14 protein-coding genes are annotated in these 15,993 nt (G+C 67.8%); 4 read left to right on the top strand and 10 right to left on the bottom strand.

From position 1 onward, the window contains the following. Positions 1 to 24 precede the first annotated feature (24 nt). Complete coding sequence (locus NX778_RS20600; protein WP_370661357.1) at positions 25 to 1,476, top strand: aspartate aminotransferase family protein; 1,452 nt, start codon at positions 25 to 27, stop codon at positions 1,474 to 1,476. A gap of 49 nt (positions 1,477 to 1,525) precedes the next feature. On the opposite strand, the gene NX778_RS20595 is transcribed toward NX778_RS20600, so the two are convergent. The 3 genes from NX778_RS20595 to NX778_RS20585 form a co-directional block, all read right to left on the bottom strand. Further along, positions 1,526 to 2,986 (bottom strand): high affinity choline transporter 1, encoded by a 1,461-nt coding sequence (locus NX778_RS20595; RefSeq protein ID WP_258813664.1) that lies wholly within the window; start codon positions 2,984 to 2,986, stop codon positions 1,526 to 1,528. Between the two features lie 125 nt (positions 2,987 to 3,111). After that, entirely contained in the window at positions 3,112 to 3,534 is a 423-nt protein-coding gene (locus tag NX778_RS20590) for a helix-turn-helix domain-containing protein (protein WP_258813663.1), read from the bottom strand. After that, positions 3,531 to 3,824, bottom strand: a complete 294-nt coding sequence (locus NX778_RS20585; protein ID WP_258813662.1) for a type II toxin-antitoxin system HigB family toxin — start codon at positions 3,822 to 3,824, stop codon at positions 3,531 to 3,533. The genes NX778_RS20590 and NX778_RS20585 overlap by 4 nt, the downstream gene beginning before the upstream one ends. 98 nt (positions 3,825 to 3,922) lie before the next feature. On the opposite strand from NX778_RS20585, the gene NX778_RS20580 reads away from it, so the two are divergent. Further along, entirely contained in the window at positions 3,923 to 5,407 is a 1,485-nt protein-coding gene (locus NX778_RS20580; protein ID WP_258813661.1) for an aldehyde dehydrogenase, read from the top strand. Here NX778_RS20580 and NX778_RS20575 read toward each other — a convergent pair. Continuing rightward, positions 5,404 to 6,141, bottom strand: a complete 738-nt coding sequence (locus NX778_RS20575) for a LytR/AlgR family response regulator transcription factor (protein ID WP_258813659.1) — start codon at positions 6,139 to 6,141, stop codon at positions 5,404 to 5,406. The two genes, NX778_RS20580 and NX778_RS20575, sit on opposite strands and share 4 nt — an antisense overlap. Further along, on the bottom strand, positions 6,138 to 7,214 hold the full coding sequence (locus NX778_RS20570) for a sensor histidine kinase (RefSeq protein WP_258813658.1): 1,077 nt from the start codon (positions 7,212 to 7,214) through the stop codon (positions 6,138 to 6,140). The genes NX778_RS20575 and NX778_RS20570 overlap by 4 nt, the downstream gene beginning before the upstream one ends. Before the next feature lie 155 nt (positions 7,215 to 7,369). Between NX778_RS20570 and NX778_RS20565 the strand changes: the two genes are divergently transcribed. Continuing rightward, a complete protein-coding gene (locus tag NX778_RS20565) occupies positions 7,370 to 8,707 on the top strand; it encodes a glutamine synthetase family protein (protein ID WP_258813657.1) in 1,338 nt (445 codons plus the stop codon). A 74-nt stretch (positions 8,708 to 8,781) separates the two neighbouring features. Here NX778_RS20565 and NX778_RS20560 read toward each other — a convergent pair whose 3' ends face one another. The 4 genes from NX778_RS20560 to NX778_RS24610 form a co-directional block, all read right to left on the bottom strand. Further along, positions 8,782 to 9,309: a hypothetical protein gene (locus NX778_RS20560; protein WP_258813656.1), complete on the bottom strand. Its 528-nt coding sequence runs from the start codon at positions 9,307 to 9,309 to the stop codon at positions 8,782 to 8,784. A 68-nt stretch (positions 9,310 to 9,377) separates the two neighbouring features. Next, the gene (locus tag NX778_RS20555; protein ID WP_258813655.1) at positions 9,378 to 10,604 is read right to left on the bottom strand and encodes a hypothetical protein; all 1,227 of its coding nucleotides are present in this window, start codon (positions 10,602 to 10,604) and stop codon (positions 9,378 to 9,380) included. 404 nt (positions 10,605 to 11,008) lie between these two features. Next, complete coding sequence (locus NX778_RS20550; RefSeq protein ID WP_258813654.1) at positions 11,009 to 12,568, bottom strand: response regulator; 1,560 nt, start codon at positions 12,566 to 12,568, stop codon at positions 11,009 to 11,011. Positions 12,569 to 12,636: 68 nt separating this feature from the next. Further along, entirely contained in the window at positions 12,637 to 14,196 is a 1,560-nt protein-coding gene (locus NX778_RS24610; protein WP_307728134.1) for a methyl-accepting chemotaxis protein, read from the bottom strand. Between the two features lie 116 nt (positions 14,197 to 14,312). Between NX778_RS24610 and NX778_RS20535 the strand changes: the two genes are divergently transcribed. Beyond that, entirely contained in the window at positions 14,313 to 15,494 is a 1,182-nt protein-coding gene (locus NX778_RS20535) for an MFS transporter (RefSeq protein ID WP_258813653.1), read from the top strand. Here the strand turns inward: NX778_RS20535 and thpR are convergent. Further along, positions 15,478 to 15,987, bottom strand: coding sequence for an RNA 2',3'-cyclic phosphodiesterase (gene thpR, locus NX778_RS20530; protein ID WP_258813652.1), 510 nt, complete (start codon positions 15,985 to 15,987; stop codon positions 15,478 to 15,480). The genes NX778_RS20535 and thpR overlap by 17 nt on opposite strands. Positions 15,988 to 15,993: the final 6 nt, after the last annotated feature.

The raw sequence follows: 15,993 nt of genomic DNA, 5'->3' as shown, positions 1-15,993 counted from the left end.
GTAGTCCCAACCAAGGAGGCCATCATGGCCTTGATCCAAGAGGCGCTGCCGGGCGCCGCAGAGCTGCAAGCCGGCACCGGAGCCACCGTCTACGATACCGCCGCGCTGAAGCAGCTCGACACGGCCCACCACCTGCATCCCTTCACCGATCACGCGCTGCTGCGCCAGCGCGGCGGCGCGCGCGTGATGGTGCGCGGCGACGGCATCTACCTGTGGGATTCGGACGGGCGCAAGATCATCGACGGCATGTCCGGCCTGTGGTGCGTGAACGTGGGCTACGGCCGCACCGGCATCGCGGACGCGGTCTACGCGCAGATGCAGGCGCTCCCCTTCTACAACAGCTTCTTCAACACCACCAACGTGCCGGCGGTGCTGCTGGCCGAGCAGCTGGCGCAGCTGGCGCCGCCGAAATTCGGCCACGTGTTTTTCACCAGCTCCGGTTCGGAGGCCAACGACACCGTGGTGCGCATGGTGCGGCGCTACTGGGACCTGATGGAGCAGCCGCAGCGCCAAGTGATCATCAGCCGCCGCAACGCCTACCACGGCAGCACGATGGCGGCAGCCTCGCTGGGCGGCATGGCCGGCATGCACGCGCAGGGCGGGCTGCCGATCCCCGGCATCGTCCACATCGGCCAGCCCAGCTACGCCGAAGCGGGGCAGGGCATGAGCGAGGCGGAATTCGGCATCAAGGCGGCCGGCTGGCTGGAGGAGCAGATCCTCGAACTGGGCGCCGGCCAGGTCGCGGCCTTCATCGGCGAGCCGGTGCAGGGAGCGGGCGGCGTGATCATCCCGCCGCCGACCTACTGGCCGGAGATCCAGCGCATCTGCGACAAGTACGGCATCCTCCTGGTGTCGGACGAAGTGATCTGCGGCTTCGGGCGGCTGGGGCGCTGGTTCGGCTGCGAGCTGATGGGCTTCCAGCCGGACCTGATCGCCTTCGCCAAGGGCGTCACCTCAGGCTATGTGCCGCTGGGCGGGGTGCTGGTGTCGGCGCGCGTGGCCGAGGTGCTGGTCGAACGCGGCGGCGACTTCAACCACGGCTTCACCTATTCCGGCCACCCGGTGGCGTGCGCGGCGGCGCTGGAGAACATCCGCATCCTGCGCGAGGAAAAGCTGGTCGAGAAGGTGGCGGCGGAGACCGGGCCGCACTTGAAAGCGGCATTCGCCGGGCTGGCCCTGCATCCGCTGGTGGGGCAGGCCGAGACCTGCGCTCTGGTGGCGGCGCTCGACCTGGTGCGCGTCAAGCGTGGGTCGGTGCATGCGAACGAGCGCTTCGCGGCCAAAGATGCGGTGGGGATGATCTGCCGCGGACACATGTTCGACAACGGCGTCATCATGCGCGCGGTGGGGGACCGGATGATCGTGGCGCCGCCGCTGGTCATCACGCGGCAGCAGATCGATGAGATGGCGGAGCGGATCTGGGCGTGCCTGGATCTGACGCTAAACGATCTGAAGGCGCGCGGATTGGTCGGGTGAGGAAATGGGGTTCCCGCGTGCGCGGGAACCCCATTTTGCCAGCGTAGAGTCAGGCGTGAATCTCGGCCGAATGATGCGGCTCGTGGCGATTCTTGAGCACCTGCGGCGCCAGCGACCCCGCGATCATCCCGACAAACGCCGCAATCAAGCCCGCCAGTTGCCCCGGGAATTGCTCGCCCAGCTTGCTCACCTGCGGGAAGAACACGATCCAGGTCACGATGCCCGCGGCCAGTGACACGATCGCCCCTTGCGTGGTCGCGCGCTTCCAGTACAGCCCCATCGCCAGCGGCACGAAGGCGCCCACCAGCGTGATCTGGTAAGCCTGCCCGACCAGGTCGTAGATCGAGGTGCCGCGCATCGCGATCGCGTACAGCAGCACCAGGCCCGCGAACACCACGATGGTGGCGCGCATCGCGAACAGCTGCTGGCGGTCGTTCATGTGCGGGCGCAGGTTCTTCAGGATGTTCTCGACGAAGCTGGTGGACGGCGCCAGCAGCGTGGCCGACGAGGTGCTCTTGATCGCCGACAGCAGCGCGCCGAAGAACAGGATCTGCATCACCAGCGGCATGCGGGTCATGACGAAGGTCGGCAGCAGGCGCTGGTAGTCGTCCTTGGCCATTTCGAGCGCGTGCTGGCCCATCACCACCACCGCGCAGGCGACGATGAACATCGGCACCGCCGCGAACAGGATGTAGCTGGAGCCGCCGATCACCGCGCCGGCGCGCGCCGTCCTGGCGTCCTTGGCCGACATCACGCGCTGGTACACGTCCTGCTGCGGGATCGAGCCGAACATCATGGTGACGCCGGCGCCGATGAACATCGCCATGTCCGAAAACTTCGCCTCCGGAAGGAAGTTCCACAGGTGCTTGTCCGTGAGCATATTGATCACCTGGCCGCTGCCGCCGGCCAGGTCGGCCGAGAACATCGCGATGATCGACAGGCCGATCACCAGCACGATCATCTGGATGAAGTCGGTCAGCGCGACCGCCAGGAAGCCGCCCACCACCACATAGATCAGCACCGCCAGGGTGCCCACGATCATGCCGGCGACCTCGCTCATCGCGCCATTGGTCAGCACCGAGAACACCAGGCCCAGCGCGGTGATCTGCGCCGCCACCCAGCCCAGGTAGGACAGCATGATCGCCAGCGAGCAGAACACCTCGATGCCCTTGCCGAAGCGCTGGCGGTAGTAGTCGCCGATGGTCAGCAGGTTCAGTTTATAGAGGCGGGTGGCGAAGAACAGCCCGACCAGGATCAGGCAGGTGCCGGCGCCGAACGGGTCGTCGATGATCGAATTCAAGCCGCCCTGCACGAAGCGGGCCGGGATGCCCATCACCGTCTCGGCGCCGAACCAGGTGGCGAAGGTGGTGGTCACGACCATGATCAGCGGCAGGCTGCGCCCGGCGACCGCGAAGTCGGCCGTGTTCTTGATGCGCGAGCCGGCCCAGACGCCAAGGCCGAGCGTGCCGAGTAAATACAGCACGACGCAGGTGATCAAAGTGAAATTCATTGAAGAGTTCGCTCCACGGGCGGGGATTGCTGCTGGAAAATTGGGCGATTATAGCCGCAGAATTGGCCAGTGGAACGGTTTGTCGAGCGATTGTGGACGTTTTGCGATAGTGCCGGGCGAGCACCTTAAATGAACGCCTTGACATCGATATGGAAGCGCTTGGATAGGGCCTTTGCCAGGTCCTCGTCGATGTCGCGTTGGCCCGAAAGGATGTCGCCCAGAAGCTCAGGCGCGGCAACATCGCCAAGGTCTGTCGGCTCCAGGTCATTGGCTTCGAGCAGGCACCGGAGCACGTCGCGTGGTTCGGCCTCGGGCAGGCGGAGGTGTGCATCTTCCCATTTCTCGATCAAGCTCATCGTCAGTTCGAACAAGGAATACAGCGGGTGGCTGGCGTCGTCGCCAACCGTCTCGGCAAGGATCTGGGCCAGCGCGGCCACGCGCTCGAAGTCGTCGGCGGTCTGAATAGGACGTAATGGCGCATACCGCTGGAGCGAAGTCCATGTCTCGGCGAGCTCAGGAATTTGCGCGGGCGTCAGGTGCTTTGTCATTTCCGTCTGTTCTTTCGAGTCCACTGGTCGTATTCCGCATGTGTGAGCACCTTGTGAATGTAGACCCTTTGGTTGCGGTAATCAATCGTGGTGACGACCCGGTAAGAAGTTCCGCCGACATCGAAGATAGTAAAGCGCTTCGGTACATAGTCGCATCGCCGGTACACCTGCTTAAGTTCGCTGAAGCTGTGCACAGTAGCGTTCTCAATCATCCAACCGTCGAGTCTCGCAGCCGCTTCGGGATGCGTAGTCGCAAACTTGGCTACCTCCGATTTGTAGATGAGATTCATCGCTCGAAGAAATGATGTACCTTGTCGTTCTGGTCGTGCCGGTTTGCACCAGGCTCGCTATCATCGTTCGAGAATAAGGTCTTTTCAGCGGAGGCAATATGAGCGGAACTGACTGGCCGGCCTATGCCGCCCGGCTTGAGATCAAGGGAAGTGCATTCATCGGGGGCGAACGGTGTGACGCCCGTTCCGGCCTGCGCTTCGATTGCATGTCCCCGGTCGACGGACGCAAGCTGGCTGAAGTGGCGCGCTGCGGCGTGGCCGACGTCGATGCGGCCGTGGCCGCCGCCCGCGCCGCCTTCGAGGACCGGCGCTGGGCCGGCAAGGCGCCCGCCGAGCGCAAGCGCGTGCTGGTGCGCTTCGCCGACCTGATGCTCCAGCACCGCGACGAGCTGGCGCTGCTGGAGACCCTCGACATGGGCAAGCCGATCCGCTACAGCCTGTCGGTGGACGTACAGCTGGCCCAGAACTGCATCCGCTGGTACGGCGAGGCGGTCGACAAGATCTACGACCAGGTCGCGCCCAGCCCGGAAGACAGCCTGGCCCTGGTCACGCGCGAGCCGGTCGGCGTGGTGGCCGCGATCATCCCGTGGAATTATCCGATGCTGATGGCCGCGTGGAAGATCGGCCCCGCCCTTGCGGCCGGCAACAGCCTGGTGCTGAAGCCGTCCGAGAAGGCGCCGCTCTCCGCGCTCCGCCTGGCCGAACTGGCGCTGGAGGCCGGCGTGCCGCCCGGCGTGTTCAATGTGCTGCCGGGTTTCGGCATTGAGGCCGGCCGCGCGCTCGGCCTGCACATGGACGTCGATTGCATCGCCTTCACCGGCTCGACCCGCACCGGCAAGCAGATCGTCCAGATGGCCGGCCAGTCCAACCTCAAGCGGGCCTGGACCGAGTTGGGCGGCAAGTCCGCCAACATCGTCTGCGCCGACTGCCCGGACCTCGATGCGGCGGTGTCGGCGGCGATCGGCTCGATCTACTTCAACCAGGGCGAAAGCTGCAACGCGCCCTCGCGCCTGTTCGTCGAGGCCTCGATCAAGGACGCCTTCCTCGAACGCGCGCTGGCGCTGGTGCCGCGTTTCGCGCCGGGCGATCCGCTCGACGAAAAGACCGTGATGGGCGCGATCGTCGACCAGGTCCAGATGAAGTCCGTGCTCGGCTACATCGAGTCGGGCAAGGAAGAGGGCGCGCGCCTGCTGGCCGGCGGCGCGGCGGCGCGCGAGGAGTCCGGCGGCCTGTATGTGGCGCCCACCCTGTTCGACGGCGTGCGGCAGGACATGCGCATCGCACGCGAGGAGATCTTCGGCCCGGTGCTGTCGGTGCTGGCCTTCACCGACCTCGACGAAGCGGTACGCCAGGCCAATGCCACGCCTTACGGGCTGGCGGCGGCGGTGTGGACGGCGGACATGAGCCGCGCGATCCGCACCGCGCGCGCCCTGCGTGCCGGCACCGTGCACGTGAACCAGTACGACAACGACGACATCACGGTGCCCTTCGGCGGCTACAAGCAGTCCGGCAACGGGCGCGACAAGTCGCTGCACGCCTTCGACAAGTACACCGAGTTGAAGACCACCTGGATCCAGGTCTAGATCGCCAGTTCGCGCAGCATGCGCGAGGCTTCGCGGCTGGCCGTCAGGCGGGTGCCGTCGCGCATTTCCAGCTCCAGCAGCGACTGCTCGTCGGCCTTCATCGATTCGACGAAATCGAGGTTGACCAGCGCCGAGCGGTGGATGCGCACGAAGCGCTTCGGGTCCAGCCGCGCCTCCAGTTCCGAAATGCCGATCCGGACCAGGAAGGTGCGCCCGCGCGCCACGATCGCGGTGTACTTGGAATCGGCCTTCAGGTACGCGATCTCGTCCAGCACCAGCGGGAAGATGCGGCCGCGGTCGCGCACCAGGATGCGTTCGAGCGGCCCGGCGGCCTTGCCGCGCGCCTGCTCCAGCGACTGCGCCAGGATCTCGGCCGGGGCGCCCCGTTCGGCCAGCACGCGGTCGACGGCGGCGTCGAAGCGCTCGCGCGTGAAGGGCTTGAGCAGGTAGTCGACCGCGTTCAGCTCGAAGGCGGTGACCGCGTACTGGTCGAAGGCGGTGGTGAAGATGATCGCCGGCAGGTGCGCCAGGCGCTGCAGCACTTCCAGCCCGGTCAGCTCCGGCATCTGGATGTCCATGAACACCACGTCGGGTTTCAGCGCGTTGATGCGTTCGAGCGCCAGTGCGCCGTCGGGCGCCTCGCCCACCAGCTGCAGCTCGGCGCGGGCCAGGATGGCGTCGCGCAGGGTCTCGCGCGCCAGCGGTTCGTCTTCGGCGATGAAGACGGTCGTCATGCGGCCACCCCGGTTTGCTCGACCGGCACCGACAGCGCGACCCGGAAGCCGGCGCCGGGCGCGGTGTCGACCTTGAATGCCGCGCGCGGCCCGTAGCCGAGCCGCAGGCGCCGCTCCACGGTGCGGATGCCCAGCCCGCGCGAGGCGGCCACCGCGGCCGGATCGGCGCCGGGCCCGTCGTCGGAGACCGACAGCGACAGCTGGCCGGCGTCGAGCGCGACCCGGATCGCCAGCTGGCCCGGCTGGCTGCGCGGGTTGAAGGCGTGCTTGATGCTGTTTTCCACCAGCGGCTGCAAGGTTAGCGGCGGCAGCGTGCGGCTGCCGGCCTCGGGCTCGACGTCCCAGTCCACGCGCAGCCGGTCGCCCAGGCGCAGCGCTTCGAGGTCGAGGTAGTCGCGCACGAAGTCGAGCTCGTCGTCGACGGTCACGCGGTCGCTGCCGTTCTTTTCGGTGTCCAGCACATAGCGCAGCATGTCGGAGAAGCGGAACAGCGCCGCCTCGGCCGCGCGCGGATCCTTGCGGGTCAGGGCGATGATCGAGTGCAGGGTGTTGAACAGGAAGTGGGGATTGAGCTTGCTGCGCAGGGCGTCCAGTTCGGCCGCCACCAGCAGGCCCTGGGCCTGTTCGAAGGCGAGCGCGTGGCGCTGGGCGGCGCGGCTCATGCGCACCAGGTAGAAGGCGACCGCCACCACGATATAGATCATCAGGCTGTACAGGAAGGGCCAGACCCAGCGCACCAGCGAGGTCGTCGTCGCCTCCGAGCTCAGCCACATCAGTCCGGTCGACACCGTGGCCGAGGCCAGCCCGGCGATGGCGTGCACGGCGAACACGACGGCGCGCGGACCTTGCCGGCGCTGCAGCCAGCCGGTCAGCGGCCACACCAGGGCCAGCAGTAGCGCTTCCGGCAACACACCCCAGGCCACTTTGGCCGACACCATCCAGTTGAGCTGGCCGCGGGCCAGCCCTTCGAGCTGGGCCACGAAGCCGATGAACAGCGCGTAGCCCAGCCAGGCGGCGGCGTAGATGCGCCACATGGGGTCGAGCGCGAAGCGGGACGGGGCGGGATTATTCATGCCGCCAGTATCGCCGAGATTGCAGCCAGGCGGCCAGAATTGGAACGAACTGCGGGAAACGGTGATCGAATCGCGGGAAGCCGGGATCCAGCGGCGCGCGGCCACGGCGGCGCCGGTGCTATCCTCGGGTGCATCGGCATCCCCTGGGGAGAACGATGAGCGGCAGCATGCAGGATTTCCTGCGGGTACACGGGATCCACGAAGTCGAGTGCGTCATCGTCGACATGACCGGCATCGCGCGCGGCAAGATCCTGCCGAAAGACCTGTTCCTGGGCGCCGACACCATGCGCCTGCCCAAGAGCGTGCTGCTGAACACGGTCAACGGCGAGCAGCCCAACAACACGCCCTACGTCGGCGACACCGATCCCGACATGGTCTGCGTGCCGGACCCGGCCACCATGCGGGTGGTGCCGTGGGCGTCGGAGTCGGTGGCGCTGGTGATCCACGACTGCCAGAACTTCGACGGCAGCCCGGTCGAACTGGCGCCGCGCAATGTCCTGCGCCGGGTGCTGGCGCGCTACGCGGAGCGCGGCTGGCGGCCGGTGGTGGCGCCCGAGATGGAGTTCTACCTGGTCGCGCGCAACGCCAACCCGCACGAGCCCCTGATGCCGCCGATGGGCCGCAGCGGCATGACCGAGCTGGGGCGGCAATCCTACTCGATCGACGCGGTCAACGACTTCGATCCCTTCTTCCTGGAGCTGTCGGCCTTCTGCAAGGAACACGAGCTGGGCGTGGAGACATTGATCCACGAAGCGGGCGCAGGCCAGATGGAAATCAATTTCGCCCATGGCGACGCGCTCGAGCTGGCCGACCGTGCCTTCCTGTTCAAGCGCGCGGTGCGCGAGACGGCGCTGCGGCATGGCATTTTCGCCACCTTCATGGCCAAGCCGATGGAGACCGAGCCGGGCAGCGCGATGCACGTGCACCAGAGCGTGGTGGACGCGCGGACCGGCGCCAACATCTTTTCCGATCCGGACGGCGGCGAAAGCGCGCTGTTCGCCAGCTTCATCGCCGGGCTGGAGAAATACGTGCCGTCGGCGCTGCTGATGTTCGCGCCGCACGTGAATTCCTACCGGCGGCTGTCGCGCTTCCAGTCGGCGCCGACCAATGTCCACTGGGGCTACGACAACCGCACCTGCGGCATCCGCATCCCCAATTCCACGCCCGAGAACAGGCGCGTCGAGAACCGCGTGCCGGGCGTGGACGTGAACCCCTACCTGGCGATGGCGGCCACGCTCAGTTGCGGCTATCTCGGCATGGTGGAAGGGCTGCGGCCGACCGCGCCGACCTATGATTCGGCCGAGCAGGTGCACGACAACCTGCCACGCAACCTGGAGGACGCCATCCTGCGCATGCGCAAGTGCCCGCCGCTGGCGGACATGCTGGGCGCGCTGTTCGTGCAGGCCTTCTGTGAGGTCAAGGAACTGGAGTTCGCCACCTTTTCGCGGGTGATCAGCTCGTGGGAGCGCGAGCACCTGATGCTGCTGGTCTAGTGATCAGGGACGCTCCCAAAGATCTATCGGAAATGGGCATTCGCCAGCTGCTCGATTGCGAACGTACACCTCCCCTAAGCAGATCGGGGCGCTAGCTGCGGCCAGCATGCGATGGCGTCCGGGTGCAGTATGGCCAGTTCGTTCAGCAGCGCACGCCCGACCCTTTGCGCGGCCTGGTGCGGGCCGGATAGCGCCAGTGCTGCCAGCAATAGGCTGGCCGGCGCCTGGCGCAGCACTGGCCACGGCTGGTCGCGCTCGATCACCAGCCGGTCCGGTGCCGCCGGCGCGTGTACGCGCAGGTGGGCCGGCCGGGTCGGGCAGGGCTCGATGCTGACGGGGATCAGGCGGTCGCGCGCGATCTCCTTCAGCTGCGCGGCTGGCGGCCGGATGTAGTCACAGTGCGAGAAATTTATCGGCAGCAGGTTCAGCGTGATCGCACCGAGCCATTCGGTCGCGAAGGCGCCGCCCTGCGCATCGAGGGCAGCCAGCGCGCAGGTGTAGATCGGGCGTGTGCCGACCGCTCCGCCGTCGAGGAATGAGCGCTGTACCAGCAGGGCACCGTCGGCGGAGACGCCCAGGGCGAGATAGGTAGTCACGGGCATGAAAAACTCCTTGTTGGGCCCCCGTGCCGGAGCGCTGGCGTGGAGGGCGGAATCGTTCGGACGCTGGTTCAGGGCGACGTCGTGGGGTTACCGTATAGCAGGTTACACTCGTACACCATCTGGGCCGCTTCATGTATGCATTGCTCCGTCGCGTCGACAGGATACAGGTCCTTCATCGCGATACACTCCTTGGCCCTGGCCCTGGCCTTGTCCATGCACTGGTTGAACTTTTCCTGGTTCGGCCAGCTCTGGTTGCCCGGCGCCGGGGTCGGGTTGGGGGCGCGCGGCACCTGGCCGGCGCTGCAGAATATGTGCGCCCAGTCGCACCAGCTTTGCGGGAACCACGGCGTTGGACCGGAGGGCAGTTGCGGTTCCCCGACTACCGACGGTGGCCGGGTGCCCCGGATGCAGACGACGATGATGCCGCCGTTCACGCAGCTGTTGGGTGCGCCTGCGGCCAGCTGCTCCACTGGGTTGGTGGGCGGCAGCAGGTCCGCGAACGGGGTACCGGGAATGATGACGATCGGGATCGACGCCACCGGGTCTGGGGTGCCGTGCACCACAACCACCGGCGCCTGCGGGCTGGCCCTGCCATCGCCAGTATCATTGCCACTGCCGTCCGGGGTGCCGGTCGGTGGATCGCTGGTACCGCCGCCACTGCTGCCACCTGTGGGCAGTCCCGGGTCGGGCGGCGGCGGGGTGACGGTAACCACCGGAATACCGCCGGCGTTGTCGCCCCCGCCCGGGTCTTCGCCGTTGCCGGTGCAGTTGCCACTGTCGTCGTCCTGCGCCGTCTCGCAGCCGGCCTCGCCGACGGCAATCAGGCGACCAAGCGTGCGCGGCAGGCTGGCGCTGTAGGCCTGCACGGCCCGGGCGGCGCCGTTGAAAGCGGCCTGGAACGCCACGGCGGCTTTTGCGTCCGGGTCAGGGATGCCAGCCACGCCAGGCGCCCGGGTGTAGGTGAGGACATCGGTGCCGTCCGGCAGGCGCCAGTAGTTGACCGCAGTTGCGGGGGGCAGTGCAGCCCCGACTTGGGCGCAAACCAGCGTATCGTTGGTCTTGCGCTGGCAGACTTTGGCTTGTCCGTCGGCGATCGTCAGCTGCAGCGGCGGCGTGGCCGGCGCGGACGGGTCGCCGCTGTTGTACAACCGCACAGCGCGGACAGGGACTGCCGTCAGCTGTGCGGCAAACTGCGGCATGCCCGTTGCCGGAGGTGCGCCGCTGCCACCGCACGCGGACAGGACCGCGGCGACGGTCGCGCCTGCCAGGATCAGGATCGGAAGTCTGTGCTTCATGATGTCTCCTTCAAGACTGCACAAAAAGATGGCAGCTACCACGGCTGCCATCAAAGCGGACTTGCACGATCGCTGCTCGTCATGCTGAGGTGTGGGCACCTCCTTTCGCAGGTTTCAGGGTGTCGAGCAGGTGTAGATCGCCATGCTTTGGTGCCCTTTCAATGTTGGCGACATAGGATGGCAGGTGGGCCGCAGTACGGGATGCGCTGCGGCAGAAGGTTCGATAGACGACCTTGAGTGAGATCACCTCTTGGAGCCTCACGCTGCGTCTTTGGGCGGGCGGCGTCACTGATGTGATTTGGAGGTTTGCCCGGTGCGGGCAGGGCTTGAGTGCCAACAAGGCCGTTACCTGAACCTCCAGGTAGCGGCGCTTGCAGTGATGTGAACGTGGCGATCCGGGGCGATCAGACCGAGGGCAGGGTAAAGGTCAGGCGCGTCACGCCATTGCCCGTGCTCATCGCCACGTCGCCGCCCTGCACCGCGGCCATCAGGCGGATCGAGTAGGTGCCCAGGCCGTGGCCGCCCACCTTGTCGGAGGGCGCGTACTTGTCGAAGAAGCGCTCGCGCATCGCCGGCGCCACCTCGCCGCGGTTCTCGACGACCACATGCGCCGCGCCGTAGCCGGGCGCCAGGTCGACCGTGATGGCCGCGTCGTCGGGGGAGGCCTCGGCCGCATTCTTCAGGGCGTTGTTGAACATCGAATAGCACAGCAGCGGCTCGCCCAGGCAGCGCACCGGGGCCGACGGCGCGTTCACCAGCACGCGCACGCCGCGCGCACCGAAGGCCAGCGCGGCCTGCTCGGCCACCTTGCGCAGCAGCGCGGACAGGTCGAACTGTTCCAGCTGCGGCCGGTACTCCCCCTTTTCCATCTTGTACAGGTCGAGCGTGCGGTTGATCATTTCCAGTGCGTTGGCGGAGGCTTGCTCGATCATGCGCGCGCTGTCGCGCTGGCCGCGCGTCAATTCGCTTGCCAGCAGCGACTGGGCGCCGTGCATCGCCACCGCGATCGGGCTTTTCAGGTCGTGGCGGATCATGCGCTCGACGTCTTCGCGCAGGTGTGCGGTCTCGACCAGCTGCGCATTCTGCTGCTTCAGGTCGGCCATCGCCGCCGCCAGCGTCAGGTGCGCCGACAGCCGCGCCTTCAGGATGGTCGGGTCGGCCGGCTTGGACACGTAATCGACCGCGCCCAGCTTCAGGCCGGCCACCACGTCCTCGACGCCGTCGCGCGCGGACAGGAAGATGATCGGGATGTGCGCAGTCTTCGGCTTGGCCTTGAGCTGGCGGCAGACCTCGAAGCCGTCCATCACCGGCATCATGATGTCGAGCAAGATCAGGTCGACATGGAAGGCGTTGGCGATCTCGAGCGCATTCTTGCCGTTGATCGCGACCTTGATCGCGTAGTCGTCCTTCAGGGTCCCGGCCAGCACTTCGATATTGGTGGCGATGTCGTCGACGATCAGCACGGTGCACTTGCGCAGCCGTTCGGCGATCGGCGGCGCCAGGCCGATGACGTCGCCGGCCGCCACCTGCGGCGTGGCCGGCGCGGCTTCCGGCACCGGCGCCGCCGCCCCGTCCGGGCCTTCCAGCATCGGGCCGACCATCGCCATGAACTTGCTGGCGAAGCTGTGCACGGTGAACGGCTTGATCATGTAGGCGTTCACGCCCGCTTCCAGCGCGGTGCGCACCGAGGCGGGGTTGGCTTCGGCGGTCAGCATCATGAAGGGGATGGCGGCGTAGTGCAGGTCGCGCCGCATCCATTTGAGCAAGTCGATGCCGCTCATCACCGGCATGCCCCAGTCGCCAATCACGACGTCGATGCGCTGGCGCTGCATCAGGTCCTGGGCCGCCTTGCCGTTGTCGGCCTGGAACACGTTGGTGAAGCCGAGTTCGGCCAGCACCTGGCGCACCGCGGTGCGGATCAGCAGATAGTCGTCGACGATGAGGACGGCGGCGGTCTTGTCCATGGGGGCTTATTGTTTAGGAAACTTCCCCGAGTGTAACAACAGCCGCCGCCGGGCGCCAGCCGCCGCAATCAATGCAACAGCGGTACGGCGCGCGCGCCGCTGCGGCCGAGCTGGAACACGGCCACCGAATCGCTCAGCTCCCCTGCCTGTTCGCGCATGGAATTGGCGGCGGCCGCCGCTTCCTCCATCAACGCGGCGGTGTGCTGGGTGACTTCGTCCAGTTCGGCCAGCGCACGGTTGATCTGTTCGATGCCGTCGCTCTGCGAATGGGTCGCGGCCAGCATGCCGGCCATGATGGTGGTCACGCCCTGGATGCTGGCCACCACTTCCTGCATGGTGGCGCCGGCGCTGGCGACCTGGCGGCTGCCGGCGTCGACGCGCTCGACCGAGTGCGTGATCACGGTCTTGATTTCCTTGGCCGCGGCGGCGCTGCGCTGGGCCAGCGCGCGCACCTCGCTGGCGACGACCGCGAAGCCGCGCCCATGCTCGCCGGCGCGGGCCGCTTCCACCGCCGCGTTCAACGCCAGGATATTGGTCTGGAACGCGATGCCGTCGATCACGGCGATGATGTCGGAGATTTTCTTCGCGTCGGCGCTGATGTGCTGCATGGTGCCGACCACCTGCGACACCGCGTCGCCGCCGCGCGCGGCCACGCTGGATGCGGCGCGCGCCAGCTGGTCCGCTTCGGTGGCGCCGGCCAGGTTCTGGCGCACGGTGGCGGTCAGCTGTTCCATCGACGAAGCGGTTTCTTCCAGCGCGGCGGCCTGCTGCTCGGTGCGCGCCGACAAGTCGACCGTGCCGGATGCGATCTGGCCCGCGCCCTCGGTGAACTGGTCGCTGCTGTGGCGGATGCGGCTGACCATCTGCGACAGCTTGCCGGACATGGTGCGCAGCGCGGCCAGCAGCTGGCCGGTTTCATCGTTGGCGGCGGCGCCGATGTTCACGTCCAGCTCGCCCGCGGCGACCCGTTCGGCCACCGCCACCGCGGCGTCCAGCGGCCGCGTGATCGAGCGCGACAGCAGCACGCCGCCGCCGACCGCGGCCAGGAAGGCCAGCAGCATCATCGCCAGGCTCAGGGTGTCGGCCCGCGCGCTCATCTGCTGGGTGGCGATGGCGCGCGCCTTGAGGTCGGCCGTGATGCGTTCGCGCGCCTGGTCCAGCAGCGCGGCCGGCTTGCGGTCCTGGCCCTTGACGGCGGCGTCGCCGGCGGCGGCTTCGAAGCCGGCGTCCCTGAACAGCGCGAAGCCCTTGCGGTAGGCCACGCCCATCGTTGCGTGCGCCTCGGCGAACTGGTCGACCAGCTGGCGCGCCTCGCCGTCCGGCAGGGTGCCGTGCAGGGCGCGCGCGGCGTCGCCGACCTTGCGTTCGTGGGCCTGGAAGGCGGTCCAGTACTTGTCCAGCTGCTGGGGATCCTGGCCGCGCAGGAGCGTGTCCTTCCACTCCTGCACCTGGGTCTTGAACTCGACCAGCATCGAGCTGATCGCCTGCTCGTTGGCGTAGTCGACTTCGGTGACGCGGCGGTATTCGGCCAGCGCCTCGTTCAGCCGCAACAGGCCGAAGCCACCGGCGCAGGCGACCACCAGGGCGACCGCCGTGAAGGCGATCGGTAATTTTCGGGAGAGTTTCATGCGCGGCAGTGTAGAGCGCTTATTGTGCATCGCACAAGTTAACGTCATTGCAATGTTGGCATGGCGCGACACCCAATCCTGCGTATAGTGACGGCTGGACATTTACCGAAGACTTCATGCGAACGCGACGTTCCCGCTCCCTCCTGGCCGCCGGCGGCGCCCACGCCGTCCATGACGGACTCACCGACCTGATCTACGTGCTGCTGCCGGTCTGGCAGGCCCAGTTCGGCATCAGCTATGCGCAGGTGGGCCTGCTGCGCGCCAGCTATGCGGGCACGATGGCCGGCTTCCAGCTGCTGGCGAGCCGGGCAGCGCGGCGCTGGGGCCGGCGCCGCCTGCTGGTCGGCGGCACGGCGCTGGCGGGCGGGGCCTTCGTTCTGGCCGGCCAGGCGGGTGGCATGGCGCTGTTGCTGGGCGCGCTGCTCCTAGGCGGACTGGGCGCGAGCGTGCAGCATCCGCTGGCCTCGTCGATGGTGGCCGACGGCCACGAGGAGGGCGGCGGCGTCAAGCAGGCGCTGGCGCAGTACAACTTTGCCGGCGACATCGGCAAGACCCTGCTGCCGGCGCTGGTGGGATTGCTGCTGGTGGTGCTCAGCTGGCGCGCCAGCGTCACGCTGATGGGCCTGCTGGGGCTGGCCACGGCGGGCTTCTTGGCCTGGCTGATCCCGGCTGCGCCCGCGCCTGCCGCGGAACAGGAACACGGCCCGGCGCAGGCTGGCAGGCGGGGCCTGGACAGCGGACTTGTCGCGCTGCTGCTCACCGGCGCGCTCGACAGCGCAGTGCGCATGGGCTTCCTGACCTTCCTGCCCTTCCTCCTGAAAGGCAAAGGGGCCGGCACGGCCGGCATCGGCCTGGCCTTGTCGCTGCTGTTCATCGGCGGCGCCTGCGGCAAGCTGGCCTGCGGCTACCTGGGGGCGCGCATCGGCATGATGAAGACGGTCTGGCTGACGGAAAGCGCCACCGCGCTGCTGATCGTGCTGGCGGTGTGGCTGCCGCTGGGCGGCGTGATGGCGCTGCTGCTGTTGCTGGGCGTCGTCTTGAACGGTACCTCGTCAGTGCTGTACGGCACGGTGCCCGAGCTGGCGGCGCCGGGCCAACGCGAAAGCGCGTTCGCGCTGTTCTACACCGGGACCATCGGCGCGGGCGCGCTGGCGCCGGTGCTGTTCGGCCGCCTGGGCGATGCGGCCGGCATCCCGCCGGCATTCGGTGCGCTGGCCGCGCTGGTGCTGCTGACCCTGCCGCTGTCGTGGCAGGTGCAGCGCAGCCTCGCCCGCCACCCGGCTAGGAATATCGGGTGAGCACGGTGTAGCTGCCGCCGCGCGACTCGACCAGGCAGTAGCCGTCGATGTCCCAGGCCAGCTCCGCTCCGGCGGCGGGCATGCCGGCGTGGGCGGCGCGGCGCGCCATGGTGACGTGCGGTTTGTAGGCGCGCGCTTCGGGCGTCAGTTCCAGGTCGAGCAGGGCCTGGCCGAGATGGCGGTGCAGCTGCAGCAGCTCGACCGGCTGGTGCGCGGGTTCGAGCACCGCGATGCCGCCGGGCCAGACGGCCGGCACGCCAAGCTGGAGCTGGAAGGGAGTGAAGGGAACCGCGAGGCCGTCCATCAGTTCGGGCAGGCGCGCGGTGGGATGGTCGCCGAGGAAGTGCAAGGTGATGTGCAGCTTGTCGGCCGCCACCGGCGCGGCGCCGCGCGGCCAGCTCCACAGCTCGCGCCAGCCGCGCAGCGCCTCGCGCACGGCCGGCTCGGGCCACAGCGCGAGGAACAGGCGGGAACTGGCCGGGCGCGCGTCCATCGCGTC

Origin of the sequence: Massilia terrae (assembly GCF_024753145.1) — a bacterium.
GTDB lineage: Bacteria > Pseudomonadota > Gammaproteobacteria > Burkholderiales > Burkholderiaceae_D > Telluria > Telluria terrae.
Note: the sequence above shows the minus strand (reverse complement) of the source record. Positions and strands in the feature narration are given on the sequence as shown.

What these genes read in the sequence shown, in the direction of transcription:
- NX778_RS20600 (WP_370661357.1), top strand. Translation starts at nt 25, where the DNA reads ATGGCCTTGATCCAAGAGGCGCTGCCGGGCGCCGCAGAGCTGCAAGCC.
- NX778_RS20595 (WP_258813664.1), bottom strand. Translation starts at nt 2,986, where the DNA reads ATGAATTTCACTTTGATCACCTGCGTCGTGCTGTATTTACTCGGCACG.
- NX778_RS20590 (WP_258813663.1), bottom strand. Translation starts at nt 3,534, where the DNA reads ATGACAAAGCACCTGACGCCCGCGCAAATTCCTGAGCTCGCCGAGACA.
- NX778_RS20585 (WP_258813662.1), bottom strand. Translation starts at nt 3,824, where the DNA reads ATGAATCTCATCTACAAATCGGAGGTAGCCAAGTTTGCGACTACGCAT.
- NX778_RS20580 (WP_258813661.1), top strand. Translation starts at nt 3,923, where the DNA reads ATGAGCGGAACTGACTGGCCGGCCTATGCCGCCCGGCTTGAGATCAAG.
- NX778_RS20575 (WP_258813659.1), bottom strand. Translation starts at nt 6,141, where the DNA reads ATGACGACCGTCTTCATCGCCGAAGACGAACCGCTGGCGCGCGAGACC.
- NX778_RS20570 (WP_258813658.1), bottom strand. Translation starts at nt 7,214, where the DNA reads ATGAATAATCCCGCCCCGTCCCGCTTCGCGCTCGACCCCATGTGGCGC.
- NX778_RS20565 (WP_258813657.1), top strand. Translation starts at nt 7,370, where the DNA reads ATGAGCGGCAGCATGCAGGATTTCCTGCGGGTACACGGGATCCACGAA.
- NX778_RS20560 (WP_258813656.1), bottom strand. Translation starts at nt 9,309, where the DNA reads ATGCCCGTGACTACCTATCTCGCCCTGGGCGTCTCCGCCGACGGTGCC.
- NX778_RS20555 (WP_258813655.1), bottom strand. Translation starts at nt 10,604, where the DNA reads ATGAAGCACAGACTTCCGATCCTGATCCTGGCAGGCGCGACCGTCGCC.
- NX778_RS20550 (WP_258813654.1), bottom strand. Translation starts at nt 12,568, where the DNA reads ATGGACAAGACCGCCGCCGTCCTCATCGTCGACGACTATCTGCTGATC.
- NX778_RS24610 (WP_307728134.1), bottom strand. Translation starts at nt 14,196, where the DNA reads ATGAAACTCTCCCGAAAATTACCGATCGCCTTCACGGCGGTCGCCCTG.
- NX778_RS20535 (WP_258813653.1), top strand. Translation starts at nt 14,313, where the DNA reads ATGCGAACGCGACGTTCCCGCTCCCTCCTGGCCGCCGGCGGCGCCCAC.
- thpR (WP_258813652.1), bottom strand. Translation starts at nt 15,987, where the DNA reads ATGGACGCGCGCCCGGCCAGTTCCCGCCTGTTCCTCGCGCTGTGGCCC.